The organism is Bradyrhizobium sp. in8p8 (assembly GCF_000426845.1).
GTDB lineage: Bacteria > Pseudomonadota > Alphaproteobacteria > Rhizobiales > Xanthobacteraceae > Bradyrhizobium > Bradyrhizobium japonicum_C.
Genome location: NZ_AUGD01000002.1, coordinates 363,586 through 389,577 on the forward strand (window position 1 = coordinate 363,586; position 25,992 = coordinate 389,577).

Genomic DNA, 25,992 nt, shown 5'->3' on the forward strand with positions numbered 1-25,992 from the left:
CATTCGCCACTCGCCATTCGCTGCAGGACAATATGTTCGACAAGATCCTCATAGCCAATCGCGGCGAGATCGCGCTTCGTATCCTCAGGGCCTGCAAGGAGCTCGGGATCGCGACCGTCGCGGTGCACTCCACCGCCGACGCCGATGCCATGCATGTGCGCCTGTCGGACGAGAGCGTCTGCATCGGGCCGCCGCCCTCCAAGGACAGCTATCTCAACGTGCCCGCGCTGCTCGCGGCCTGCGAGATCACCGGGGCGGACGCAGTGCATCCCGGCTACGGCTTCCTCTCCGAGAACGCCCGCTTTGCGGAAATCCTCACAGAGCACAATCTGCATTTCATCGGCCCGAAGGCCGAGCACATCCGCCTGATGGGCGACAAGATCGAAGCCAAGAAGACTGCCAAGCGCCTCGGCATCCCGGTGGTGCCCGGCTCCGAGGGCGCTGTCGGTCCCAATGACGACGCGATGGCGATCGCCAGGGAGATCGGCTTCCCGGTGCTGGTCAAGGCGGCCGCCGGCGGCGGCGGCCGCGGCATGAAGGTCGCGCACAGTGAGGCCGACCTCCAGCTCGCGCTGTCGACCGCGGCCAATGAGGCCAAGTCCGCCTTTGGCGATGCCTCCGTCTACCTGGAAAAATACCTCCAGAAGCCGCGCCACATCGAGATCCAGATCCTCGGCGACGGCCGCGGCGGCGCGATCCATCTCGGCGAACGCGATTGCTCGCTGCAGCGCCGGCACCAGAAGGTCTGGGAGGAAGGTCCATCGCCCGTATTGGCCGCCGCCGCGCGGGCCAGGATCGGCGAGACCTGCGCCAAAGCGATGCGCGAGATGAAATATCTCGGCGTCGGCACCATCGAGTTCCTGTACGAGGACGGCGAGTTCTACTTCATCGAGATGAACACGCGAATCCAGGTGGAGCATCCCGTCACCGAGAGCATCACGGACATCGACCTCGTGCTGGAGCAGATCCGCATCGCCGCGGGCGGCGACCTGCCGGCCAGGCAGGACGAGGTCCAGGTCATCGGCCACGCGATCGAGTGCCGCATCAACGCCGAGAACCCGCAGACCTTCCGCCCGTCACCAGGGCGCATCCTGCAATATCATCCGCCCGGCGGCCTCGGCGTCCGGATCGATTCCGCGGTCTATCAGGGCTACACGATCCCGCCCTATTACGACTCCCTGGTCGGCAAGCTGATCGTGCATGGCAAGACCCGCGCCGAATGCCTGATGCGGCTGCGCCGGGCGCTGGACGAGATGGTGGTCGAGGGCATCGAGACCACGCTGCCGCTGTTCCGCGCCCTGGTCCGTGAAGCCGACATCATCAACGGCGACTACCACATCCACTGGCTGGAGCAATATCTCGCCGGAAAGATGGAACCCGCCCAGAGATAATTCTCCTCCCGAGGAACTATTGGGGCCCAATCGCGTTCTGGACGGTTGGGCAGTTCCAAGGGGGCGTTTTGAATTCCACTGAACTTACAGGTGACCTGTCGTGACGGCTGAGGCCCAGCGACGGCGGGCGTTTTGGCAGGTCCTGCTGTTTTCGGCGGGCCTTTTGGTGCTGACCGCGATCAGCGCCGGCTCGGTCTACTTGGTCAACAAGGCCCGGCAGGACGCCGAATGGGTGGTTCACACGATCGAGGCGCAGAACCAGATCAACGCTCTGCTGCTCGAAATCCGGCGTGCCGAGAGCACCGCCCGCGGCTACCTGCTGACGCAAGCGACGGACTTCAAGGCCGACCATGAGAAGGCCGTGGCGGCAATCATCCCGGCGCTCGACAGGCTCACGCGTCTGACCGGCGACAACCCTGCACAACGTGCGAACATCGAGAAGTTGAGCGCGGCGATCGAGACCCGGCTCGGCCAGTTCGCTCAGGAGATGGATTTCATAAGTCAGGGTCATCCGGACAAGGCAGCAGCGGTGGTCCGCGAGGTCGGCTCCACCGATACCACTGCCGCGATTGCCAAAGTCGCGACGGCAATGATTCGGGAAGAGGAACGGCTGTTCCGGCTAAGAACGGTGAACTCCGACCGCAGCCAGACTCTGGCCGCATCGATGACCGGCATCGGCTCCGGGCTCGTCGTGGTGTTGGCGCTGATCTCCATTTGGCTGGTGCGCCGCTCGGCGCTCGCCCGTGACGAGGCCGAAGCACGCTTGCGCGATGCCAATGTCAATCTGGAGGCCGTGGTCGACGAGCGCACTGCCGACCTGCGCGAAGCCAACAACGAGATCCAGCGCTTTGCCTATATCGTCAGCCACGACCTGCGCTCGCCGCTCGTCAACATCATGGGCTTCACCAGCGAGCTCGAGGAGCTCGGCGGCGACATCTTCCGCCGTATCAGCAGCCTCGCCCGCGCTCGTGGGGATGGGACGCCGCCGGCGCCCGCAGGGCCCGGTGAGATCGCGCTCGAAGGCGCCGACAAGCAGCTCTCGGAGGATTTTTCCGAAGCGCTCGGCTTCATCAAGTCGTCGATCGCCAAGATGGACCGCCTGATTTCGGCCATCCTCAACCTCACCCGCGAGGGCCGGCGCGAATTCCAGCCGGTGAAGATCGACACGCGCGAGCTGATCGCGGCCATCGTCTCGACAGTGGCGCACCAGGCGGCGGAGGCCCGGGCCGAGATTCACCTCGAGCCTCTGCCGGACGTCGTGAGCGATCGTCTCGCGCTCGAGCAGATCTTCTCCAATCTGATCGACAACGCGGTCAAATATCTCAAGCCGGGCGTGCCCGGCGAGATCAGAATCAGCGGGCGGACCAAGCTCGGTTACGCTATCTTCGAGATCAGCGACAACGGCCGCGGGATCGATCCGAGGGATCACCAGCGGATATTCGACCTGTTCCGCCGTGCGGGAACCCAGGACAAGCCCGGCCAGGGCATCGGGCTTGCGCATGTGCGTGCACTTGTGCGTCGCCTCGGCGGCACCATGTCGGTATCATCGGAACTGAACGCGGGCAGCACCTTCACCATCACCCTGCCCATCGCCTGGAATGTGAACAACCGGAACGCAGATCGATGACCCAGCCTGTCACCATCATCATGATCGAGGACGACGAGGGCCATGCCCGCCTGATCGAGCGCAATATCCGCCGCTCGGGCGTCAACAACGAAATCGTCTCGTTCGCCAACGGCACCGACGCGATGCTGCACCTGTTCGGCGCCGACGGTTCCGGGCTCGTGCAGAAGGGCAATGCGCTCCTGATCCTGCTGGACCTCAATCTGCCAGACATGACCGGGATCGACATCCTGAGGCAGATCAAGGAGAACAAATATCTGAAGGCCTCGCCCGTGGTGGTGCTGACCACCACCGACGATTCCCAGGAGATCAAGCGTTGCTACGAGCTCGGCTGCAACGTCTACATCACCAAACCGGTCAACTACGAGAATTTCGCCAATGCCATCCGGCAGCTCGGCCTGTTCTTCTCGGTCATCCAGGTCCCGCCAGCCGCCACATGAACCAGAGCACGCCGACACTTCTCTACATCGATGACGACGACGCGCTGGCGCGCCTGGTCGATCGCGGCCTGACGCGGCGCGGCTACAGGGTCGTCCATGCCGCGAGCGGCGAGGAAGGCCTCGAGCGCATCCGCCGCGCCGGCGCCCAGGGCAGCATTGAAGACAGCATCGATGTCGTGGCACTCGACCAGTACATGCCGGGCCTCGACGGGCTGGAAACGCTCGAGCAGATCATGGCGATCCCGGACGCGCCGCCGGTCGTATTCGTCACGGCGTCGCAGGATTCCAGCATCGCGGTGACTGCACTGAAGGCCGGGGCGGCCGACTATCTGGTCAAGGACGTCCATGGCGATTTCATCCCGCTGCTGCATGTCGCCGCCGACGGCGCGCTGCGCCAGGCCGAATTGCAGAGGGCGCGCGAGGAAGCCGAGGCCGAGATCCACGCCTCGCGCGACCGCTACGCGGCGCTTGCCGCCGAACGCGAGCTTCTGCTGCGCGAGGTCAACCACCGCGTCGGCAACTCGCTTCAGATCATCGCCTCGTTGCTGCACCTTCAGGCAAGCTCCGCCGCGCAGGACGAGGTCAAGGCGGCGCTGACCAATGCGATGGGCCGCGTTGCCGCCGTCGCGCAAGTGCACCGCCGCCTCTACACCTCGCAGGACCTGAAGAGCGTGGTCCTGAACCAGTATCTGGACTCGCTGCTCGAGGATCTCCGCCGCTCCGCCGAGGGCAACCGGATGTCGCGCCTGACGTTGAAGGCCGAGCCGATCGAGATCGATCCGGATCGCGCGGTCGCCGTCGGCATCATCGTCAACGAGCTGGTGATGAACGCGGTCAAGTACGCCTATCCGGACGGCGCCGGCCCCATCCATGTCGAGCTGATCTCGCGGGGCGACGATCTCCAGCTCTCGATCTCCGACGACGGCGTGGGCGACAACGTCAAGGCCGATCCGCGTTCCACCGGCATGGGTCAGCGCATCGTCGCGGCCATGGCTTCCAAGCTCGACGCCACGGTCGAACGCGATCCCGCGCATTCCGGAACCCGGATCGTGCTGAAATTCGGCCGCGTGCCCGCAGTCCCCGGCAAGACCAGCACCGCCGCCGCAAGCTGACCTCGCGCCCTGCCGCGCCACCCATCGCAACCGCAATGCGATCCTGCTATGATGGCGCATGACTTCGCGCGACTCCGCCCCGTCTGAAATCACGCCGGCCGTGCTGCTGCGCGCTTATGCCTGCGGCATCTTTCCGATGGCGGAAAGCGCCGACGATCCGACCCTGTTCTGGGTCGAGCCGGAGTTGCGTGGCGTCATCCCGCTCGACGGATTTCGCGTCGCCTCGCGGCTGGCGCGCACGGTGCGCTCCGACTCGTTTCGCGTCACCGTCAACACTGCGTTCAAGGCGACGATCGCCGGCTGCGCCGCGCCGCAGGCCGGGCGCGAGGACACCTGGATCAACAAGCGCATCCGCGACCTCTATGGCGGCCTCTTCGAGCTCGGCCATTGCCACAGCGTCGAGGCCTGGCAGGGCGACGATCTCGTCGGGGGGCTCTACGGCGTCAGCCTGGGACGTGCCTTCTTCGGCGAGAGCATGTTCCACACGGCGCGCGACGCCTCGAAAGTGGGGCTGGTGCATCTGGTCGCGCGGCTCATTTACGGCGGCTTCGAGCTGCTCGACACCCAATACGTCACCGAGCATCTGAAGAGCTTCGGCGCAGTCGAGATTTCGCGGCGGCGCTACACCGCGCTGCTCGACAAGGCGCTCGCGGGCGAGCCTGGCGATTTCCTGAGACTCTCCGCCGGCGAGCCGATCCCCGGCGCACGCGCGCTCGAGATCATCGCCTCGCGGCAATGATCGACAGCTGGGGTTAGCGCCCGAACCCGGGGATACCGAACAGACCTGGCCGTTGCTCCGGCGGCGGAGGCGGCGGCGGTGCCGGTTGCTGCTGCTGGATCGGCGGCAGCGGCTGCGGCGGACGCTGCTGCGCCTGCTTGGGCGCGGCCTTCTTCTGTGCGGGCGGCGGAGGTGCCGGCTTGGCCGCCGGGTCCGGTGCCGCAGTCGCGATGGTCTGCTGCGGCTCTTTGCAGTCGGTCAGCCAGATGTCGTAGATCGGATGCTCGACGCCGTGCAGGCCCGGGCTCGCCGCGAACATCCAGCCCGAGAAGATGCGCTTCACCTCGCCCTGCAAGGTGATCTCGTCGACTTCGACGAAGGCGTCGGTGTTGGCGGCCTCCGTGGCCGGACGCGTATAGCAGGCGTCGGTCTTGACCCGGAGCGCACCGAATTGGACGGTCTCGCCGATCTCCTCGTCGAAATTGATGATGCGCCCGGTGATCTTGTCGAGGCCCGAAAAGGTCGCCTTCTTGTTCGCGATCTTCTGGGCCGGCGGCTCGGTAACGACCTCGTCGCCCGGCTGCAGGCTCGCCGGCGTCTGCGGGACAGTGCCCGGCGCGCCCTTCTGCTGGGGCTGGCGCTGACCGGGGACGCCTTGCGGACCGGACGGGGTGATCGCCGCGGAAGGCGGCTGGTTCGGGGGCGCGAGGGTGGAGCCCGGCGGCGGGGCCAGCGGCTGGCTCTCGACCGGCCCCGGCATCACGTTACCTTGGCGGCCCGGGGGCAGCGGCATCGGGCGCGACGGCAGCACACGGCCCTGCGGCGGCAGTTCCGGCACCTCCTCGTCGTCCTCCGGGATCTGCTGCGGCTGGCCGCGCGGAATGCTGCCCGGCGGCCGTAGCGGCGGCGGGTCGGAGAAAATCGTGCCGATCTGCGCCTGAGCCGGCGTCGCGACCGTGAGTGCGGTGGCGGCCAGCAGTGCCGCAAGGCCTGTCAGGGTAAAGGTTCGAAACATCTCGCGCGGCTTCAACAGCGAATCGGGCTTGTTGGACATTCTACAGGGGATACCGCCGCTCGCAGGCCCTCCGGTTAACACGCCGAATACGGCGGGGAAAGGGCGGCATCCCTGCCCTTCCCGGCGCGGTCTGGCCAGGCCAGCTGCCGGATGGGATAGTCATGAGCCCCTCACCAGGCCAGGGCGGGCGTCGCCCGAAAATGACACCCAATGATAACTGGAAACCCCGAGGTCCCCGTTCATGCCCGTTGTGCTCGATCCCGATGCCGCTGCCGTCTACAAGGCATTCCAGGAGGCCGGCCGCCCTGCCTACGAGACGCTGACAGCTCCGGAAGCACGCGCCTATTATTCGCAGGCCCGCTTTGCCACCAACCCTGACGCGCCGGAGCTCGCCCGCGTCGCACCGCTGGCGATCCCGGCGCCGCACGGCGTGATCCCCGCCCGCCTCTACGTGCCCAAAGAACCGCGCCAGCGCGACGGCCTGTCGCCGGCGCTGGTATTCTTCCATGGCGGCGGCTGGGTGATCGGCGACCTCGACTCTCACGATGTCGTCTGCCGCCAGCTTGCGGTCGAAGGTGCGCTGATCGTGATCTCGATCGACTATCGGCTTGCGCCCGAGCACAAATTTCCCGCTGCCGCAGAGGACGCCGTCGCCGCAACGCAATGGGTCGCTGGGAACGCGCGCGAGCTCGGCATCGACGCCTCGCGCCTCTCGATCGGCGGCGACAGCGCCGGCGGCAATCTCACCGCGGTCGTGGCACTCGCGGCGCGCGATGCCGGCGGCCCTGCGCTCGCAGGCCAGGTGTTGATCTATCCGGCGACCGATTTCGCCATGACGCACGGCTCCCACAGCGAGCCCGAGACCAGCGTGCTCCTGACCCACTCGGTGATCCGCTGGTTCCGCGATCACTATCTCAACAGCGCGGCCGACATCCACGACTGGCGCGCCTCGCCGGCGCGCGCGCAAAGCCTCGCCGGCCTGCCGCCGGCCTATGTGCTGACCGCCGGTGCCGATCCCCTGCGTGACGAAGGCGACGAATACGCCGACCGCCTCAGGCAGGCCGGCGTGCCCGTGACGACCAAGCACTATCCCGGCCAATTCCACGGCTTCTTCACGATGGGCAAGCTGCTGGCAAAGGCCAATGTTGCTGTCGGCGAGATCGGCGCCTGGCTGAAAGGATTGGGCTGACAGCAGTCCCCTCCCACATGAGCGCAGCAACCTGCGGGACCGCTCTTACCGCGGCAATAGCTTCTTCCGGATATCGCCGCGCTCATTCGGGCTACGGGTTGGACTGATGCCACACTCAAGATGACTTCCTTTCTCCAATCCATCTTCGCTCTTCCCCTGCGCGGCCTGACATGGCTCGGCGGCCAGGGCACCCGTGCGGTGGCCGCCGTCGCGTTCATCGCAGTCGCGGTGCCGCCACTTGGGGCGTTGCTGCGCCCTTACGTCACCGAGGCGATTGTCCTTCTGCTCTGCATCTCCTTCATGCGCGTCGATTTCGCCGCGCTGCACGGCCATCTCCGCAGGCCGGCGCTGGTCGTAACGGCTACGGCCTGGACGATGATCGGTGTTCCGCTGATCGTCGGGCTGATCACCCATGCAATGGGACTGACGAGCCACTCCCCCGGCCTTGCTCTTGCGCTGATGCTCCAGGGCATGGCCTCGCCGATGATGGCCTCGCCGGCACTCGCCGCGCTGATGGGGCTCGATGCCACCTTGGTGCTGGTCACGCTGGTGACATCGACTGCGCTCGTTCCCTTCACCGCTTCACTGTTTGCAGCCCTGTTTCTCGACGGAATGCTCAGCATCTCGCCGCTGACGCTCGGCCTCAAGCTCCTCGGCATCCTCGCCGCATCGCTGCTGGCCGCGACCGTCACCCGCTGGGTCTTTGGCGCGGAGGCGATTCAGCGCGCGAAGCGGCCGATCGACGGCTTCAACATCATCATCCTCTTTGTGTTCGCCTCCGCGGTGATGGGCGACGTCGCCGGCGCCTTGGTAAGCCAGCCGCTGTTCACCATCGGCCTCGCGCTGCTGTCCTTCGCGATCTATTTCACCCTGCTCGCCGTCACCGCGCTGCTGTTCCGCCGCATTGGGTATGAGCGCGCGCTGGCGCTCGGGCTGATGGTCTCACAGCGCAATCTCGGATTGATGCTGGCGGCGACGGCCGGCGCATTGCCGCCTAGCACCTGGCTTTATTTCGCGATGACACAGTTCCCGATCCACCTTGCGCCGTACATGCTGATGCCGATCGCAAGGCGACTGACTGCGGACGTAGACGCGCTCAACGGGACGACCAAGGCTGACGCTCGCTCGTTCGCGTCGCACCGACGCAGGGGAGGAACATCAGTTCAGGACCCCGGTTGAAGCCTCTCACCGCAAGGAGGTTCGCGATGAAGTTTGCCATGATTCTGGTTCTCGGCTCGCTCGCCATGGGCTCGGCAGCGAGGGCCGATCAACCCGGACCTGACTGGATGCCGATGGAGCAGGTGAAATCCAAGGTCATGGAGTCCGGCTATTCACAGGTCACCAAGCTTGAAGCCGACGACGGCCAGTGGGAAGGCGAAGGCGTCAAGAACGGCCAGAAAATGGAATTCCACGCCGATCCCAAGACCGGCGCCATCGTGCGCGAAAAGCCCGATAAGTGACCATCGCCTAGCCCGCTCCTGAGCGAAGCAGGCCTGGCCATTCCGCACGGAGCGCCAGTTCAGGAGTACAGGGCTGCTAGCCCGCGCGCGCCGCGCGCCGCAGCGCCTGCGGCGGCTGCCCGAAGGCGCGGATGAAGGCGCGCCGCATGCGCTCGGGATCGCGGAAGCCGGTCGTTTCCGCAACGCGCTCGATCGCCTCGCGTGAGGACTGGACGCGCTCCCGGGCGGCTTCGAGCCGCAATCGCTCGACCGCCTTGGATGGTGTCGTGCCGGTCTCGGCGGCAAAGGCGCGGGCGAAGTGCCGCGCGCTCATGCCGGCGCGGTCGGCGAGATCTTCCACCGTCAAAGGCGCATCGAGGTTTTCGCGCGCCCAGGACAATAGCGGGCCGAAGCGCCCGCTCGGCGTCTTCAGCTCCAGGAGCGACGAAAATTGCGACTGGCCTCCGCTGCGGCGGTGGTACAGCACGAGCTGGCGCGCGGTCTGTCGTGCGATCTCCTCGCCGTGGTCCTCAGTGATCATTGCGAGCGCGAGGTCTATGCCTGCGGTAATTCCCGCCGAGGTCCACACATTGCCGTCGCGGGTAAAGATCTGGTCCGGCTCGAACTTCACCTTGGGAAAGCGCGAGACGAAATCGCGCGTGCGCCCCCAATGCGTGGTGGCGCGGCGCCCGTCGAGCAGGCCTGCTTCGGCCAGCACGTAGGCGCCCGAGCAGACGCTCGCGACGCGTACGCCGCGCCTTGCGAGCCGTTGCACGAAAGCGCGCGTGGCGTCGCAGCGCGCGGCATCGGCCACCCCGGTCCCGCCCGCAACGACCAGCGTCGTGATCGTGCTGGCCGACTTGAGGTCACGCGCCATCATCTCGACTCCGGACGAACTGCGCACGAGTCCGGGCTTCGCCGCCAGCACGCGAAGGAGAGGCGCCTTGCCGATGCAGCGCGCTGCGATCTCGAATGCCGAGATCGGGCCTGCCGCATCGAGCAGCTGGAAGTCGGGGAAGATCAGGATGCCGATCATCGGTGATGTCCGAAAGTGAGGGAATTACGCCATTCCGGACAGAACGGCACCATGCCATCCTGCCCGCGTCAAGCTCGCAATTGAAGGACCCTGTCGATGTCGTCCCCGCTTCAGATTGGCCTCCTGGTGTTTCCGCGCGTCACCCAGCTCGATTTCACTGGTCCCTTGCAGGTGTTCGCCATGGTTCCCGACGCAAAACTGCACCTGATCTGGAAGCGGATTGAACCGGTGCCGAGCGACTCCGTGATGACGCTGACGCCGACCACGACCTTTGCGGATTGCCCCCAACTCGACGTGATCTGTGTGCCCGGCGGCCACGGCACCAACGACCTGCTCAACGATGAGGAAGTGCTCGATTTCCTGCGCCGGCAGGCTGATGGCGCCAAATACGTCACCTCGGTGTGCACGGGATCGCTGGCGCTCGGCGCCGCCGGCCTCTTGAAGGGATACCGCGCCGCCACCCATTGGAGCGCAATGGACATGCTCGCCGAGTTCGGCGCGACGCCGACGAAGACACGCGTCTGCATCGACCGCGATCGCATCACTGGCGGCGGCGTCACCGCCGGGATCGATTTCGCGCTGACGCTGGTGTCGATCATGGTCAATCGCACCATGGCGGAAGCGATCCAGCTCCAGATGGAATACAATCCAGCCCCGCCATTCAATTCGGGTTCGCCCGACACCGCACCCGCCGAGGTGATGGCGTTGCTCGGAGCGCGCGGCGCGCAGAACCAGGCGCGGCGACTCGAGGCGGTCAAGCGGGCTGCCGAGCGCGTGATGTAGACTCGCTCTCGTGTCTGGCATGCGGTGCAGCGTGCAACGTTGGGGAACGAGCATGCAGGTCCAAAAAGAAAAAGGCCGCTCGGTTTCCCAAGCGGCCTTTCCTGTCTCACGGCGGCTGCACATTCACATCGGGCGATTTCGGAGCTTCAAGACCGGGGGCCTATCTCCCGGTCGAGTCCTTCGTCGGCGGCCGCTGCATCTCGGGACAGTCGCGAGCTGTTGCCCGAACCGAACGCGATGGTCTCCCATCTCCGCAAGATGGGATCATTGAGCTCCATCGCCCGCGTCAAAGCAACGCCGGCGCAAGCGGCATCCCCGCTGTTCCCATTGTCCACAGCGGCATGGCGCGGATGCATGTGCATCCGCTTAGGCACGATGGCGGTTTGCGGGTGGCTGAAAGCTAACCGGGCGTCCAGGGCTGGTAGTCGCCGGTTGCCTTCGGGCGCCGGCCGCTGGCAAGCGTCGAGCCGGAAGGACGATAGGCCTTCGCCGTGCCGGTGAGATTCGGCTGGTGCGGCTTTTCCCACTCGCGCGGCTGATAGTTGATCTCAGTCGGCGGCATGTCGACGACGTGATGAATCCAGCCGTGCCACGACGGCGGAATCCGGCTCGCTTCCGCGTAGCCGTTGTAAATCACCCAGCGCCGCTCGAAACCGAGCGCCGGATCGATGGCTCCGCCGCGGGTGCGGTAGTAGCGGTTGCCCTGCTCGTCCTCGCCGACCAGCTCTCCGTACCGCCTGGTCCAGAGTTGGGTGCCGAAGGTCTGGCCATTCCACCAGGTGAAGAACTTGAGGAAGAACTGTTTCATGCGGCAAGGGCCCTGCTTTCGTGGGGTCCTGATGCCATCCGGGCGACGAAATGTCCAGTTCGACAGGGCTCACGATGTGCCGCTGCGACAGGTATTGCCGCAAATCGGACGCGATCCGTTCATGCCGGGTACAGCGGCTGCGCGCGAGGCTCAATTCCCGCGCAAACTGGCATGGTCCCAGGAACTCCTGCCCACTCATGGTGTTTGCTTGCGGGAAAGGAGTTAAACCATGAACACTTTGAAAGTTTTGAGTGCTGCCGCAGCGCTGGCTCTCGTTCTACCCATGACCTCTCCGAGCTTTGCGCAGGGGCTGAGCCCCGGCGGCGCTCGCGGTGGCGGCGGTGGCGGTGGCGGCGCATCCATCGGCGGTGGTGGCGCCTCCATCGGCGGGGGCGGGGGCGGTGGCGCGCGGATGGGGGGCGGCGGCCCCGCGTTTCAAGGCGGTGGCGGCGGTATGGGCGGTGGGGCCGGCATGCGGCCGAGCACCGGCAATTTCGCGGCGGGCCCCGCGGCCCGTCCCGGCGGCGGCAGCTTCGTAGGCGGTTTGGCATCCCGTCCCGGAGTCGCACCGTCCTATAGCGGGTCTCGCCACGTTGCGACGGGCGGCAACTGGCATGGCGGCGGCGGCCGCCACTGGCACCGTCATCATCGCCGCGGCGGCTTCTGGCCCGGCTTCGCGGCTGGCGCCGCAATCGGAGGAATCGGCTCGTACGCTTATTACGGCAGCGGCTACGGCTATTACGATGATCCCTATTACTACGGCTATTATGACGAACCGTCGGTTGCGGTGGTGCAGGACGGCGGTGGCGACTCCGTGGCCTATTGCTCCCGGCGCTTCAAGTCCTACGACCCGGCTTCGGGCACCTATCTCGGCTATGACGGCAAGCGGCATCCCTGCCCGTAAGCGGATCGCCGACGCATGAGGCGAGAGGCGTCGCAGCGATGCGGCGCCTCTTTCGCGTTGAGGTGTATGTAGCCTGTTTTCGGTTCCCTCATGCTCCGTGCCCCGCGAGGCTGCGTACGAAATGCAAATGCACCTTTATGCACTGCGCCGTGCATATCCTCGGTGATCCAATCCAAAATTGACCCGACCCACGATTCGCGGATATCACAAAAAGCAGAGGGGACTTTGATTGCTGGGAAGTGTCATGCCGCGTGTTCTCGTGGTTGATGACGATCCGATGGTCGGTGCGACCATCGAGGTCCTCCTCCAACGTCAGGGCTTCGACGTCACGCTGGCCGATGGCGGCGAAACCGGGCTGGCGGCGCTCGAATCGCAGGTGTTCGACGTGATGCTGGTCGACATCTTCATGCCGCATATGCGCGGCTTCGAATCCATCCGCATCTTTCACGAGCGCGCGCCGACCACTCCGCTGATCGCGATGTCTGGCTACGCCTTTGCCTCGTCCGCCTCGCCTTCTCCCGATTTCCTGCGCATGGCCCTGGAACTCGGCGCAACGCGCTGCCTGCGCAAGCCGTTCACGCCGGAAGCGCTGCTGACGACGATCCGGGAATGCCTCGCCGGCGCGGGCGAGAGCGCGCAGCCGAAGGACAAGAAAGAAGCCCCTTGATTCCAACGCAGCGCGTCATTCTGGGTGCCGGACTTGCCATCCTCCTGATCATCACCGCGGCCTCGATCGCTCTCGACGTCAAGTCGCGGTCCGACGCGGCACGGGTCAATCATACGATCCAGGTGCAGAAGAAGATTTCCGATCTGCGCGTGCTGTTGCGCCGCGCCGAGAGCGCCGCGCGCGGCTTTGAGCTTTATCGCACGCCGGGCTTCAACGATGAGTTCCGGACAGTGCAGGCCAGGATCGCGCCTGCCCTCGCCGAGCTCAAGCGCGACGTGCGCGACAATCCGGACCATGTCGCGCTGCTGGAGGGCACCGAGCCGCTGGCGCTGCGCCGGATCGAGATCGCCGCCACGGCGATGCGCCTGCGCGCCGAGAACGACGAGGCCGGCATTGCCGCGCTCATCAGCAAGGCCGAGGGCCGCGGCCTCATGGACACCGTGATGGGCAATCTCGACCGTCTGGGTGCCCAGGAAGAACGCCTGCTCACCGAGCGCACCCAGGATTCACGCCGCACCGGCATCGTGCTGCTCGGCATCGACGTCGCCGGCGCCCTGCTCATCCTGCTGCTCGTCGCGCTGGTCTTGCGCGAAAGCCGGCGCGCCACGGGCGAGCTTCAGAGCTCGCTGGCGCAGACGCAAGCCGCGAAGGCGGCGCTCGAGGCTGCGGTGGCCGAGCGGACCGAGCACCTCGTCACCGCGCATGACGAGCTCCGCCTGTCGGTCAACGTGCTCCAGAGCACGTTTCGCAGCATGGCGGAGGCGGTGCTCGTCATAGACGCCGAGGGCACCGTGCTCCTCTCCAATCCGGCGGCCGAGCGCATGCTGCTGCATCGCACCGGCATGAACGTGAGCAATCTGCGCGCGCTGTCCGACGTGTTTCACGGCGACGGCGTCACGCCGCTCAAGACCGACGAACTGCCATCGGCGCGCGTGCTGCGCGGCGAGCACTTCGAAGAGCTGGAGATGATCGTCCGCCCGCACAGCGGCAATCCCACCCGCCATCTCATGATCAGCGGCCGACCGATGCGGGACGGGCAAGGCAACGTCTCCGGCGCGGTGCTGGTCTATCACGATGCGACGACCTCGCGCGAGACCGAGCGGCAGCTGCACCAGTCGCAGAAGCTGGATGCGGTCGGCAAGCTGACCGGCGGCGTCGCGCACGACTTCAACAACATGCTGACCGTGATCTCCGGCAACACCGAGACGCTGGTGGAGGGCCTGAAGGACCAGCCCGAGCTTCAGCGCACGGCGCGGCTGATCGACGATGCCGCCGAGCGTTGCGCCGAGCTGATCCAGCATCTGCTCGCGTTCGCGCGCAAGCAGCCGCTCGAGCCGCGCAACGTCGAGATCAACGCCGCGATCGCGGATATCGCCAAGCTCCTGCGCCCCACCCTGGGCGAGCAGATCCAGATCGAGACCGTGCTGGAACAGGGGACGATGAAGACGCACATCGATCCGTCCAGGCTCACCAACGCGGTGCTCAACATGGCGATCAACGCCCGCGACGCCATGCCGAACGGCGGCAAGCTATTGCTGGAGACGCACCGCGTCGTGCTGGACGAGGCCTATGCGCAGGCCAATGCGGACGTGACGCCCGGCCCCTACGTGATGCTCGCGGTCAGCGACACCGGCACCGGCATGCCGCCCGAGGTGCAGCAGAAGGCGTTCGAGCCGTTCTTCACCACCAAGGAGGTCGGCAAGGGATCCGGCCTCGGCCTCTCCATGGTCTACGGCTTCGTCAAGCAGTCCGGCGGCCACATCAAGATCTACAGCGAGGAAGGCCACGGCACCACGATCAAGCTCTATCTGCCGCCGGGCGAAGGTGCGGCGGACGCGGCCGCGCCCGTCACCCCTGCCGCCGAGGGCGGCGCCGAGACCATCTTCGTGGTCGAGGACGACAATCTCGTGCGCAATTTCGTCACCACGCAGCTGCAGAGCCTGGGCTACAAGACCGTGGCCGTGCCGGACGGCAGATCCGCGCTGGACCTGATCGACGCGGGCCAGGCGTTCGACCTGTTGTTCACCGACGTCGTCATTCCCGGCGGCATGAGCGGACGCGAGCTGGCCGAAGAAGTGGCCAGGCGCCGGCCGGGCGTGAAGGTGCTCTACACCTCCGGCTACACCGACAACGCCATCGTCCATCACGGCAAGCTCGACGACGGCGTGATGCTGCTGACCAAGCCCTACCGCCGCAACCAGCTCGCCGAGATGATCCGCAAGGCGCTGGGCAACTAGCCGCGCGTCGCCAGCACCACCGCCGCCAGCGTGAAGACCAGCGCGGCGATCTGCCCTGCCCCGAGCGGCTCGCCGAGCGCGACCGCCGACGCCACGACGCCGATCACAGGCACCGCCATGGTCCCGATCGCGGCGACGGAGGCCGGCAGCCGCGCCAGCGCTGCGAACCAGCTGACATAAGCGATGCAGAACTGCACCACGGTCGAATAGACCAGCAGCCACCAGCCGAGCGGCGTCACCTTGCCCAGATCCGTGGTCTCGACCAGCAGGCCGACGATCGAGATCGGCAGGCACCCGATCCCGATCTGCCAGGCCGCGGCCGTGATCGGCGGCAGGTGGATCGGGTACTTCTTCGAGAGCACCGTGCCCAACGCGAAGCCAAACGCGCCGACGAGCACCATGATGATTCCAGGCGCTTTCTCCGCGCTGGCGGCGATCCCGTTGCCGCCCATGATCGAGGCGAGCCCCGCGAAGGCCAGCACCAGCCCCAGCGTGCGCAAGACCGTCGGCCGCTCGCCCAGCACCGGCCAGGCGATGATCGAGGCCCAGACCGGCATCGTGTAGGCGATCAGCGCCGCCTCGCTCGCCGGCAGCCAGAGCAGCGCCAGCCCCATCAGCACCATCCAGCCGGTGACGTTGAGCGCGGCGGCGGTGAGCAGGCGCGGCCAGATCGCGCCCGGAACGCGCAGGCTCTGCCGCCGCATCACCGCGAACAGCGCCAGCAGCACCGCGCCGAGCACGCCCGTGACCCCGCGCAGGGTCAGCGGCGGCAGCTCCGCGAGCAGGAACTTGGTCACGGGCCAGTTGAAGCCCCAGCCGATCGAGGTGATCGCGAGGAACATCAGGCCGGCCGGGGCGATACGCGGCCGCGCATCCCGGCGAGTCGAATCATGCATGAGGGCAGTCCGGCAAATCTGACAGCAGCTTGGCCCGGATTCGCCGGCCGAACCACCGCCCTAGCGGGCATGCCTGCCCTCGCCTTCCGTAGGGCAACGTGAGTCCCGCAGACGCAATCCCAATCGCCAAAAATATACCTGGCCTGTGAACAGCGGGATGAAGGCCCGCATCACCCCGAGACGCAAATTTTTTCAGTTGGGAATCCCTGAGGACTCACTGATACTTGGCCCAAGACAGGCGCGGCGAAGACCCCTGTTATCCCCCACAATCCACCATATTTAGTATTTGATTCAGGAACTCGCACTAGTTCTTGACGGGCGCAACGGAGAGTCCTAGCTTTCGGTCCGTTCGGCGCGAGTGAGTTTGCGTCCCGCCGGCACTCCCCCAAAGGGCACCGCAAATTTCAGCTCCGCCGGCCAGCCAAAGGCAGCGGATGAGGGCTTGTCTGCCCTCGAAAGGCGGGACTCCTGGGGCGCCAGAGCGGGCCGGCAACAGGCTCGGATGGCAGACTTCGCGGTGGTTTCGAGTGACACCTGCGTGAAGTGAGAGAAGTAGCGGCGTTGTGGGGCGTTGATCGCCTGTCGGGCTCATCCCCTTGGGGGCGGATGGGTCTGGACAGGCAGGCGGGATGTGAGGTGCGCGCACCGAGCCATCGCGTCGGGAGAACAAGGGCCGGGTCCACCGGCTGAGCTGCGGAGCCTGAAGGCCGACGGCCGAGGGACTCGCGAAGTGAAATGACGACCCGGGACGCCTTCAACGAGGGGCGTGACCGGTCAGAGATGAAAGACGGGGCAAGACATGCGGATTGAGCGGCGCCACACCAGTGCGGGACAGTCACCTTATGCGGGAATCGAATTCCGGCTGACCACGTCGGAGATTCGCAATCCCGACGGCTCGGTCGTGTTCAAGCTGGACAATGTCGAGGTGCCCTCGGAGTGGTCGCAGGTCGCCTCCGACGTGCTGGCCCAGAAGTATTTCCGGAAAGCGGGCGTTGCCGCGCGCCTGAAGAAGGTCGAGGAGGAATCCGTCCCCTCCTTCCTGTGGCGCTCCGTGCCCGACACCGAGGCCCTCGCCGCGCTGCCCGAGAAGGAGCGCTATGTCAGCGAGCTCTCGGCCAAGCAGGTGTTCGACCGTCTCGCCGGCTGCTGGACCTATTGGGGCTGGAAGGGCGGCTATTTCACCTCCGACGACGACGCCCAGGCCTTCTATGACGAGCTCCGCTACATGCTCGCCATGCAGATGGTCGCGCCGAACTCGCCGCAATGGTTCAACACCGGCCTGCACTGGGCCTACGGCATCGACGGTCCCGGCCAGGGCCATTATTACGTCGACCCCTTCACCGGCAAGCTGACCAAGTCCAAGTCGGCCTACGAGCATCCGCAGCCGCACGCCTGCTTCATCCAGGGCGTCGGCGACGACCTCGTCAACGAGGGCGGCATCATGGACCTCTGGGTCCGCGAAGCCCGCCTGTTCAAGTACGGCTCCGGCACCGGCTCCAACTTCTCGCGCCTGCGCGGCGAGGGCGAAAAGCTCTCCGGCGGCGGCCGCTCCTCCGGCCTGATGAGCTTCCTCAAGATCGGCGACCGCGCCGCGGGCGCCATCAAGAGCGGCGGCACCACCCGTCGCGCCGCCAAGATGGTCGTCGTCGACGTCGATCACCCCGACATCGAGACCTATATCGACTGGAAGGTGAAGGAGGAGCAGAAGGTCGCCGCCCTCGTCACCGGATCCAAGATCAACCAGAAGCACCTCAAGGCGGTGCTGAAGGCCTGCGTGAACTGCGAAGGCTCGGGCGACGATTGCTTCGATCCCGAGAAGAACCCTGCCCTGCGCCGCGAGATCAAGCTCGCGCGCCGCAGCCTGGTGCCCGATAACTACATCAAGCGCGTCATCCAGTTCGCCAAGCAGGGCTACAAGGACATCCAGTTCGACACCTACGACACCGACTGGGACAGCGAGGCCTACCTCACGGTCTCCGGCCAGAACTCCAACAACTCGGTCTCGCTGAAGGACGACTTCCTGCGCGCGGTCGAGACCGACGGCGACTGGAATCTCACCGCCCGCACCTCGAAGAAGGTGACCAAGACGCTGAAGGCGCGCGACCTCTGGGAGAAGATCGGCTACGCGGCCTGGGCCTCCGCCGATCCCGGCCTGCACTTCAACACCACGATGAACGACTGGCACACCTGCAAGGCGTCCGGCGACATCCGCGCGTCCAATCCGTGCTCGGAATACATGTTCCTGGACGACACGGCGTGCAACCTCGCCTCCGCCAACCTGCTGACGTTCTACAACACCACAACCAAGCGCTTCGACGTCGAAGGCTATGAGCATCTCTGCCGGCTCTGGACCCTCGTGCTCGAAATCTCCGTGATGATGGCGCAGTTCCCGTCGAAGGCGATCGCCGAGCTCTCCTACGAGTTCCGCACGCTCGGCCTCGGCTACGCCAATATCGGCGGCCTCTTGATGACCATGGGCCTGCCCTATGACAGCAAGGAAGGCCGCGCGCTCTGCGGCGCCCTCACCGCGGTCATGACCGGCATCACCTACAAGACCTCGGCCGAGATCGCCTCGGAGCTCGGCACCTTCCCCGGCTACAAGAAGAACGCGCCGCACATGCTGCGCGTGATCCGCAACCACCGCCGCGCCGCGCACGGCCAGTCCAACGGCTACGAGGCGCTCAGCGTCAACCCGGTGCCGCTCGACCTCGTCTCCTGCCCGCAGGCAGACATCGTCAGCCGTGCCCAGGCGGCCTGGGATGCGGCGCTCGAGCTCGGCGAGAAGCACGGCTATCGCAACGCCCAGACCACGGTGATCGCGCCGACCGGCACGATCGGCCTCGTCATGGATTGCGACACCACCGGCATCGAGCCCGACTTTGCGCTGGTGAAGTTCAAGAAGCTCGCCGGCGGCGGCTACTTCAAGATCATCAACCGCGCCGTGCCGGCCGCGCTACGCACGCTCGGCTATCGCGAAGCTGAGATCGCGGAGATCGAGGCTTACGCCGTCGGCCACGGCTCGCTGGCGAACGCCCCCGGCATCAACGTCACCACGCTGAAGGCCAAGGGCTTCACCGAGGAGGCGATCGCCAAGGTCGAGAAGGCCCTGCCGACCGCGTTCGACATCAAGTTCGCCTTCAACAAGTGGACCTTCGGCGAGGACTTCATCCGCGAGCAGCTCGGCATCGGCGCCGAGGCGATCGCGGCCCCCGGCTTCGACCTGCTCCAAGCCGTCGGCTTCACCAAGCGCGAGATCGAGGCGGCCAATGTCCACATCTGCGGCGCGATGACAGTGGAAGGTGCCCCGCACCTCAAGGCCGAGCATTATCCGGTGTTCGACTGCGCCAATCCCTGCGGCAAGATCGGCAAGCGCTATCTGTCGGTCGAGAGCCACATCCGCATGATGGCGGCGGCGCAGCCCTTCATCTCGGGCGCGATCTCCAAGACCATCAACATGCCGAACGACGCCACGGTGGAGGACTGCAAGTCCGCCTACATGCTGTCGTGGAAGCTCGCATTGAAAGCCAACGCGCTCTACCGCGACGGCTCCAAGCTCAGCCAGCCGCTCAACTCGCAGCTCATCAGCGACGATGAGGACGAGGACGATGCGGTCGAGGCGCTGCACGAGAAGCCGATGGCGGCGCGCGCCACCCACGTGGCCGAGAAGGTCGTCGAGAAGCTGGTCGAGCGCATCATCGTGATGCGCGAGCGCGAGAAGATGCCGGATCGCCGCAAGGGCTACACCCAGAAGGCGGTCGTCGGCGGCCACAAGGTCTATCTCCGGACGGGCGAATATGACGACGGCCGTCTCGGCGAGATCTTCATCGACATGCACAAGGAAGGCGCGGCGCTGCGCTCCTTCATCAACAACTTCGCCATCGCGGTGTCGCTCGGCCTGCAATACGGCGTGCCGCTGGACGAATATGTCGACGCCTTCACCTTCACCCGCTTCGAGCCGGCGGGTCCCGTGCAGGGCAACGACAGCATCAAGTATGCGACCTCGATCCTCGACTACGTCTTCCGCGAGCTGGCGGTGAGCTATCTCAGCCGCTTCGACCTCGCCCATGTCGATCCCAACGAGACGGGCTTCGACGCGCTCGGCAAGGGCGTCGACGAAGGCAAGGAGCCGGACGACGACGGCGGCCACCACGCCACCAAGCTGGTCTCGCGCGGCCTCACCCGCTCGCGCACGGACAATCTGTTCGTGATGCGCGGCGGCTCGGCCGCGGTCAGCCAGGGCAGCGACAGCGCGCCCTCCGGCGGCAGCAAGGTCACGGCGATGGCCTCGCATGGCGCCAGCGCCCGCGTCGGCGACGCCCTCGAAGGCGCCGTCGCCCTGAAGCAGGAAGTCCAGCACGACCTCTCCCCGACGGAAAAGCTGGAGGCCCTGCAGTGGAGCAAGGCCGGCAGCGCCGCGACCGCTGTCCCCAGCAAGGCCGAGCGACGTGCGGAAGCGAAGGCCAAGGGCTACGAGGGCGAGATGTGCTCGGAGTGCGGCAACTTCACGCTGGTGCGGAATGGGACCTGCATGAAGTGCGATACGTGTGGAAGCACGACGGGGTGTTCGTAAAAGACAACTGGTGAAACAAAGGGGCAGCCGCAAGCTGCCCCTTTTTTTATAGAGTCGTTCGACTATGGGCACGCTCAATCGAATTCAAATTCGCTCGTTCAAGAAGATAAATTCTTCCGAACTGGATCTTAGTCCGATCACCGTTCTCGTCGGCGGCAACAATTCCGGGAAGAGCTGCTTTCTTCAAGGAATTCATTTTGGAGCTACACTTTCGCAGTCCCAGATCTCCGCTGGAGCACAACAATTTCCTCCGGAAAAGCTTCGATACTGCCCAACCGACGACTTTCTCAATCTGCGCCACGGTGAACGACTGACCGAGACCTCTGAGATTGTCATCAGCTTCACGGAGAATGAGCCTCAGCTTAGAGAGGCGAGCATTTCGTTAACCCGTGGGAGAAACGGAGTAGTCAAAGCCGTTGGGATGGATAGCGATCTGGGGAGAGAGATATCAAACCCCAAGGCATTCTTCACCATTTATGTGCCTGGCCTTGCAGGCGTCGCTATACGAGAAGAGTACAGGTCTGATCTTGTCGTGAACAACGGGATCGCGCGAGGGGATGCCAACCTCTACCTTCGCAACGTGCTCCTCCGGATTCAACAGCACAATGATCGACGCCTCAGATTCACCGATCTTCTGAACCGCGTTTTTCCAGGCGTCGTTGTCACCGCAAAATTTGACCTCGCCAACGACTTGTTCATTTCGGCGGATGCGACCCTGCCTGACGGCAGAACTCGCCCTCTCGACATGTCCGGCACGGGACTGCTCCAAGCGGTGCAATTGTTAGCCTACGTCACGAACTACGAGCCAAAACTCCTTCTGTTAGATGAGCCTGACGCTCACCTACATCCTAACAATCAGCGACTGCTGGCTCAAACGCTCAACCTCATCGCAAGAGAGAGCGAAACACAGATTTTGCTCGCCACGCACTCGCGCCATTTACTCGATGCGTTAAGTGAGTACGTGGACGCAAAGCTCTATTGGGTAAAGGACGGTTCCGCGACACCACAGGAAACTTGGTCAGACGTCGCGGTCCTTATCGACCTTGGCGCGCTCGACCGCGGGGAGCAGTTCTTGCATGGCCAGTTTAAGTACCTCGTCTGGACGGAAGATACAAACACGCGCTATCTCGAAGCACTTCTCGAAGCTAACGGCTTTCCGCTCGATCAAACACTGGTCTTTTCTTATAAGGCAAGCAGCAAGATCGACGCTGCGGCCCTCATGGTCAGCTTCGTACAGCGTGTCAGACCCGGCGTTAAGCTTATTGTTCACCGAGATCGAGACTTCATGACCGATGATGAGGTTGCTCGCCTCACCAGAAAGTACTCTTTGCCTGAGGGCGCAAACGTTGCACTGCTGATTACCAAATTCTCCGATGTTGAGGGCTATTTTGCCCAAGCAAGCCACTTGGCCGCATCTCTACAGCGACCGATAGAAGACATGACGATATTGGTCGACGACGTCGTTAGAAACGACAATAATACTTTTGTGATTAAGTTTCGGGACAAACGCGAGGAGATTAAGAGAACTCTCTACAAAGGTGACGAAGACAATTGCCCGGATCCGGCTGGCTTACTGCCGGCGAACCAAATCACCGTAGAGAATGCCATGGGAAAGCTGTTGCTAAGGAAACTAAACGCTCAAGTGCAGGCACTCGGGATGAATCCGGCGAGCATCATCGTCGCGAGCCTCGCGCTTCGAGACGAAGGTGTTAGCTCACTGCTTTAACGATGACAGCTTCAGCACGTTGAAGCGGAGCCATCGGGGTGGACGGGGGCACTAAGTGCACTGTCGCCGATTGAGGTTGGTTCCGGCTTCGATGCTCAGCAAACCTATCGCCGAAATTGCCTTTGCGGCTGCGCCCTTCCCTCCTAAACTCCAGACGCCACCGGCATGCGTTCCGACTGGCCCGGTAACAGCGGAGTCAAACTATGCCCAAACCGGAAAGCTTCCCGATCGAGACAATCTTCGTACCCACGAAGCAGAAGAAAGCCATCAAGCCCGAGACCGTCGCGGAGATCGCGGAGAGCATGCTGGAGATCGGACAACAGACCCCCATTTCCATTCGGCGCGACGGAGACCGCCTCGTTCTGGTCGAGGGACTGCATCGGTTGGAGGCCTGCAAGGCGCTCGGCGAGACGACCATTCTCGCCGTCGTGGTCACGGCGGAATTTGCTGAGCACAAGCCGCAGCTAGCCGAACGGCCCGAGGTCGAGGCCGAGCGCCTCAAAATGGCGCGATTGAAACAGTTGCGCCTGGAGAGGGAAGCCGCGGAGGCATCGACGGCTGCCTCGAAGGGCGCCGGCGCAACGCAAGCGTCGCGCACGCATCCGGCGAAAGGCGCTCGCGACAATCCGAAGGCATCACCGGGCCGGACTGTGAAATCGAAGCCGAAATCATTGTCGGACTGGATCACGCAGCAAAAGGGCAGCGGCGGCCGCTATTGACTGTCGGTGCCGGTAGTTCTGGGGCTAAGTAGGGTGGGTTAGCGCAGCGTAACCCACCTCTTCACCCTTCGCAGACACAAGATCGGTGGGTTACGCCTTCGGCTAACCCGCCCTGCGCGCCGTCACCGTAATGACGACTACGCCGCGTTGCTGCGCTGCGTGTGACGTCCTTCCCTCACCTCTTCGATGATCTTCGCGCTGAAGGCCTTGAGGTCACCGGGATTGCGCGAGGTGATGAGGCCCTGGTCGACGACCACCTCCGAATCCTCCCACTTCGCCCCGGCATTGGCGACGTCGGTCTTGATCGATTTGTAGGACGTCATCCTGCGGCCCTTCGCGATGCCCGTCTCGATCAGCAGCCAGGGCGCATGGCAGACCGCGGCCACCACCTTCTTGGCGTCGAACACGCTCTTGATGAATTGAAGCGCCTTGGGCTCGACACGCAGCAGGTCGGGGTTGATCTGGCCGCCGGGCAGCACGAGGGCGTCATAGTCGGCAGGCTTGGCCTGGTCGAGGGTCTTGTCGACCTTGACCGGGCGGCCCCAGTCCTTCTCGTCCCAGCCCTTGATCTCGCCGGCTTGCGGCGAAATGATCTCCACTGTTGCGCCGGCCGCCTTGAGGGCATCACGCGGCATTTCGAGTTCGGACTGCTCGAAGCCGTGGGTGGCCAGAATCGCGATCTTTTTTCCGGACAGTTCCATCCGTGTCTCCATTGCGTGTGAGGCGATGCCACTCAATCGAATGCTTTCGCCTTTGGTTCCTCACACGACATCGAGAGCCGTAACCCTTGCGCTGTCATTCCGGCGCGGATGACGGTAAGTTCCGCAGCGCTTCACCTTGCGTGGTTGCCAACGCATGACAGCCGCAACCTTTCGATCGCGGCCGTGTCTCCCTCACCGATCAACCTGGCTGTCTCAAGCCGCCTTCGCCTGCTCCGGCGACGCTTTCCATCGCGCGCATGTAGAGGTCGAGCAGGCTTCCGCGCTCGTCCGAGTGGGCGGCCTGCAAGCGCACAGCGCCAGTCCATCAGGTCATCCAAACATGCTAGCAGGAAGCTCCTGTCTAGATGCGAGGCCCCATGTTGAACTTCCAGCTCCCATGGCACGAGATCTTTGCTCCGACGCATTCTCTCATCGAGATGATCGTACGGGGCACCATCATGTATTTCGGCATCTTCACGTTGATGCGCCTCATCCTGAAGCGACAAACCGGCGGAATCAGCATCCCGGACGTGCTCCTCGTCGTGCTTCTGGCCGATGCCGCGCAGAACGGCATGGCGGGTGAATACCGGTCGATCACGGAAGGCCTGGTGCTCGTTGCCACCATCATCTTCTGGAACCTTGCCATCGATTGGGTCGGTTATCACGTCCCCTTCGTCGAGCGGCTCGTTCAGCCCCCGCCGCTACTTCTGATCAAGAACGGCCAGGTCCTTCGCCGCCATTTGCGACAGGAGCTGGTTACGATGGACGAGTTGCTGAGCAAGCTCCGGGAAGAAGGCGTCGATAGCCCTGCGGACGTCATCGAGGCCTACATCGAGGGCGACGGCAACATCAGCGTGAAAAAGAAGGAGAAGTGACACGCGAGGTCGGGAGCGGCCGAGAGGAAAGCGCGTAGGGTGGACTAGCGAAGCGGAATCCACCGTCTTGCCCGTCGGATACGCGGTGGTGGGTTACGCCTTTCGGCTAACCCACCCTACGAAGTAGCCGGCATTCGCCGATTGCAGATACGTCCGCGAAAGTGACCCTCTGCTCTTACGCCGCCTTCGCCTGCTCCGGCGTGGCCGTCTCCATCGCGCGCATGTAGAGGTCGAGCAGGCTTTCGCGCTCGTCGCGCTCGTTCTTGTCTTCCTTGCGCAGCTTGATGATCTCCTTGAGGATCTTCACGTCGAAGCCCTCGCCCTTGGCTTCCGCGAAGACTTCCTTCTTCTGTTCGCTCAACTCCTGCATTTCGCTGTCGAGGTTCTCGATCCGCTCGACGAAGGAACGGATCTTGCCGCCGGGAATGGTGATGTCGGACATGGTGCCTCTTTGCTGACTGAGGTCGCGAAAATGACCGCAAAGAAATGACCAATGTATTAACCCTCGCTGCCGGACCTGCAGCGACCGCGCGCGATCAGAAGGCGCCGTCGAAGTGCGCTAACGGCCGTCTCTCACCACCAATACGGCCAGCGCCATCCCTGATAGCGCACGTAGGACGGCACCAGCGGCGGGCCGTAGGGATCGACCTTGTCGTCCTCGGGACGATAGCGATAGCGCGGCACGATGTTGTAGTCCCATGGGGTCGGCCGCAGCACGGGCGCCGTGATGATCAGCCTCTCCTGCGGCGCGCGTACCACTTGCGCCTTCCGCGGCCTTGCTTCGGCGGCTGATGTTGCGAGGCCGCCCAGCACCAGGGCGGTTCCGAGCGCATAGGCGATGATCTTCGTCTTCATTGCGTTGGTCTCCTTGCCGCCAGAGTGCAAAAGGACGCTTTGCATGGCAAGCGAATTTGTTCTCGACTTTGCGTGAACGACCGATGCGGGCCTCGACTTTCCGTCATTGCGAGCCATCGGGTCCGCGCGGAGCGCAGCCCGACGGCAGGCTCCGCAACACACCGCCGCCGCCGCATATTCCGTCATTGCGAGCGCAGCGAAGCAATCCAGAGTGCCTCCGCCGAGGGACTCTGGATTGCCTCGTCGCCTCGCTCCTCGCAATGACGGTCGAGAGGCGCAGACCCTGC

At 64.6% G+C, this 25,992-nt stretch carries 23 protein-coding genes; 16 read left to right on the top strand and 7 right to left on the bottom strand.

Going from position 1 to position 25,992, the window contains the following annotated elements; genetic code table 11:
• Positions 1 to 32: 32 nt before the first annotated feature.
• The 5 genes from accC to aat all read left to right on the top strand — a co-directional run bounded on the left by accC (position 33) and on the right by aat (position 5,306).
• Entirely contained in the window at positions 33 to 1,391 is a 1,359-nt protein-coding gene (gene accC, locus K408_RS0107000; RefSeq protein ID WP_024337899.1) for an acetyl-CoA carboxylase biotin carboxylase subunit, read from the top strand.
• A gap of 100 nt (positions 1,392 to 1,491) precedes the next feature.
• The gene (locus K408_RS0107005) at positions 1,492 to 3,018 is read left to right on the top strand and encodes a sensor histidine kinase (RefSeq protein WP_024337900.1); all 1,527 of its coding nucleotides are present in this window, start codon (positions 1,492 to 1,494) and stop codon (positions 3,016 to 3,018) included.
• Entirely contained in the window at positions 3,015 to 3,455 is a 441-nt protein-coding gene (locus K408_RS0107010) for a response regulator (protein WP_024337901.1), read from the top strand. Before K408_RS0107005 ends, K408_RS0107010 begins: the two co-directional genes overlap by 4 nt.
• Positions 3,452 to 4,567 carry a sensor histidine kinase gene (locus tag K408_RS0107015; protein WP_024337902.1) on the top strand — a complete coding sequence of 372 codons (1,116 nt, stop codon included), beginning with the start codon at positions 3,452 to 3,454 and terminating at the stop codon, positions 4,565 to 4,567. Before K408_RS0107010 ends, K408_RS0107015 begins: the two co-directional genes overlap by 4 nt.
• Before the next feature lie 58 nt (positions 4,568 to 4,625).
• Positions 4,626 to 5,306, top strand: coding sequence for a leucyl/phenylalanyl-tRNA--protein transferase (gene aat, locus K408_RS0107020; RefSeq protein WP_024337903.1), 681 nt, complete (start codon positions 4,626 to 4,628; stop codon positions 5,304 to 5,306).
• Between the two features lie 13 nt (positions 5,307 to 5,319).
• Here aat and K408_RS0107025 read toward each other — a convergent pair whose 3' ends face one another.
• Complete coding sequence (locus tag K408_RS0107025) at positions 5,320 to 6,339, bottom strand: DUF2155 domain-containing protein (RefSeq protein WP_024337904.1); 1,020 nt, start codon at positions 6,337 to 6,339, stop codon at positions 5,320 to 5,322.
• A gap of 202 nt (positions 6,340 to 6,541) precedes the next feature.
• Between K408_RS0107025 and K408_RS0107030 the strand changes: the two genes are divergently transcribed.
• The 3 genes from K408_RS0107030 to K408_RS0107040 all read left to right on the top strand — a co-directional run bounded on the left by K408_RS0107030 (position 6,542) and on the right by K408_RS0107040 (position 8,949).
• A complete protein-coding gene (locus K408_RS0107030) occupies positions 6,542 to 7,489 on the top strand; it encodes a LipP1 family hormone-sensitive lipase (protein WP_024337905.1) in 948 nt (315 codons plus the stop codon).
• Between the two features lie 120 nt (positions 7,490 to 7,609).
• A complete protein-coding gene (locus tag K408_RS37700) occupies positions 7,610 to 8,668 on the top strand; it encodes a bile acid:sodium symporter family protein (protein WP_024337906.1) in 1,059 nt (352 codons plus the stop codon).
• A 26-nt stretch (positions 8,669 to 8,694) separates the two neighbouring features.
• Complete coding sequence (locus tag K408_RS0107040) at positions 8,695 to 8,949, top strand: PepSY domain-containing protein (protein ID WP_024337907.1); 255 nt, start codon at positions 8,695 to 8,697, stop codon at positions 8,947 to 8,949.
• A 76-nt stretch (positions 8,950 to 9,025) separates the two neighbouring features.
• On the opposite strand, the gene K408_RS0107045 is transcribed toward K408_RS0107040, so the two are convergent.
• Positions 9,026 to 9,964 carry a GlxA family transcriptional regulator gene (locus K408_RS0107045; protein ID WP_024337908.1) on the bottom strand — a complete coding sequence of 313 codons (939 nt, stop codon included), beginning with the start codon at positions 9,962 to 9,964 and terminating at the stop codon, positions 9,026 to 9,028.
• Positions 9,965 to 10,060: 96 nt separating this feature from the next.
• On the opposite strand from K408_RS0107045, the gene K408_RS0107050 reads away from it, so the two are divergent.
• Positions 10,061 to 10,747: a DJ-1/PfpI family protein gene (locus K408_RS0107050; RefSeq protein ID WP_024337909.1), complete on the top strand. Its 687-nt coding sequence runs from the start codon at positions 10,061 to 10,063 to the stop codon at positions 10,745 to 10,747.
• 400 nt (positions 10,748 to 11,147) lie between these two features.
• Here the strand turns inward: K408_RS0107050 and K408_RS0107055 are convergent, their stop codons facing one another.
• Complete coding sequence (locus K408_RS0107055; protein WP_024337910.1) at positions 11,148 to 11,555, bottom strand: NADH:ubiquinone oxidoreductase subunit NDUFA12; 408 nt, start codon at positions 11,553 to 11,555, stop codon at positions 11,148 to 11,150.
• A gap of 229 nt (positions 11,556 to 11,784) precedes the next feature.
• Here K408_RS0107055 and K408_RS0107060 point away from each other — a divergent pair, with 229 nt between their 5' ends.
• The 3 genes from K408_RS0107060 (at position 11,785) to K408_RS0107070 (ending at position 15,363) form a co-directional block, all read left to right on the top strand.
• The gene (locus tag K408_RS0107060; protein WP_024337911.1) at positions 11,785 to 12,459 is read left to right on the top strand and encodes a BA14K family protein; all 675 of its coding nucleotides are present in this window, start codon (positions 11,785 to 11,787) and stop codon (positions 12,457 to 12,459) included.
• A gap of 244 nt (positions 12,460 to 12,703) precedes the next feature.
• Positions 12,704 to 13,126: a response regulator gene (locus tag K408_RS0107065; protein WP_024337912.1), complete on the top strand. Its 423-nt coding sequence runs from the start codon at positions 12,704 to 12,706 to the stop codon at positions 13,124 to 13,126.
• Positions 13,123 to 15,363, top strand: coding sequence for a CHASE3 domain-containing protein (locus tag K408_RS0107070; RefSeq protein WP_024337913.1), 2,241 nt, complete (start codon positions 13,123 to 13,125; stop codon positions 15,361 to 15,363). Before K408_RS0107065 ends, K408_RS0107070 begins: the two co-directional genes overlap by 4 nt.
• On the opposite strand, the gene K408_RS0107075 is transcribed toward K408_RS0107070, so the two are convergent.
• Positions 15,360 to 16,259, bottom strand: a complete 900-nt coding sequence (locus K408_RS0107075) for a DMT family transporter (RefSeq protein WP_024337914.1) — start codon at positions 16,257 to 16,259, stop codon at positions 15,360 to 15,362. The two genes, K408_RS0107070 and K408_RS0107075, sit on opposite strands and share 4 nt — an antisense overlap.
• Positions 16,260 to 17,058: 799 nt before the next feature.
• Here K408_RS0107075 and K408_RS0107080 point away from each other — a divergent pair.
• From K408_RS0107080 to K408_RS0107090, 3 genes are all read left to right on the top strand, one after another.
• A complete protein-coding gene (locus K408_RS0107080; protein ID WP_024337915.1) occupies positions 17,059 to 20,829 on the top strand; it encodes a vitamin B12-dependent ribonucleotide reductase in 3,771 nt (1,256 codons plus the stop codon).
• Between the two features lie 64 nt (positions 20,830 to 20,893).
• Positions 20,894 to 22,555, top strand: a complete 1,662-nt coding sequence (locus tag K408_RS0107085; RefSeq protein WP_080654837.1) for an AAA family ATPase — start codon at positions 20,894 to 20,896, stop codon at positions 22,553 to 22,555.
• Positions 22,556 to 22,758: 203 nt separating this feature from the next.
• Positions 22,759 to 23,274 (top strand): ParB N-terminal domain-containing protein, encoded by a 516-nt coding sequence (locus K408_RS0107090; RefSeq protein WP_024337917.1) that lies wholly within the window; start codon positions 22,759 to 22,761, stop codon positions 23,272 to 23,274.
• Between the two features lie 137 nt (positions 23,275 to 23,411).
• Here the strand turns inward: K408_RS0107090 and K408_RS0107095 are convergent, their stop codons facing one another.
• Entirely contained in the window at positions 23,412 to 23,975 is a 564-nt protein-coding gene (locus K408_RS0107095) for a type 1 glutamine amidotransferase domain-containing protein (protein ID WP_024337918.1), read from the bottom strand.
• A gap of 377 nt (positions 23,976 to 24,352) precedes the next feature.
• On the opposite strand from K408_RS0107095, the gene K408_RS0107100 reads away from it, so the two are divergent.
• A complete protein-coding gene (locus tag K408_RS0107100; protein WP_024337919.1) occupies positions 24,353 to 24,850 on the top strand; it encodes a DUF421 domain-containing protein in 498 nt (165 codons plus the stop codon).
• Between the two features lie 175 nt (positions 24,851 to 25,025).
• Here K408_RS0107100 and K408_RS0107105 read toward each other — a convergent pair whose 3' ends face one another.
• Entirely contained in the window at positions 25,026 to 25,292 is a 267-nt protein-coding gene (locus tag K408_RS0107105; protein WP_024337920.1) for a DUF2312 domain-containing protein, read from the bottom strand.
• A 131-nt stretch (positions 25,293 to 25,423) separates the two neighbouring features.
• The gene (locus tag K408_RS0107110) at positions 25,424 to 25,705 is read right to left on the bottom strand and encodes a hypothetical protein (RefSeq protein WP_024337921.1); all 282 of its coding nucleotides are present in this window, start codon (positions 25,703 to 25,705) and stop codon (positions 25,424 to 25,426) included.
• Positions 25,706 to 25,992 lie beyond the last annotated feature (287 nt).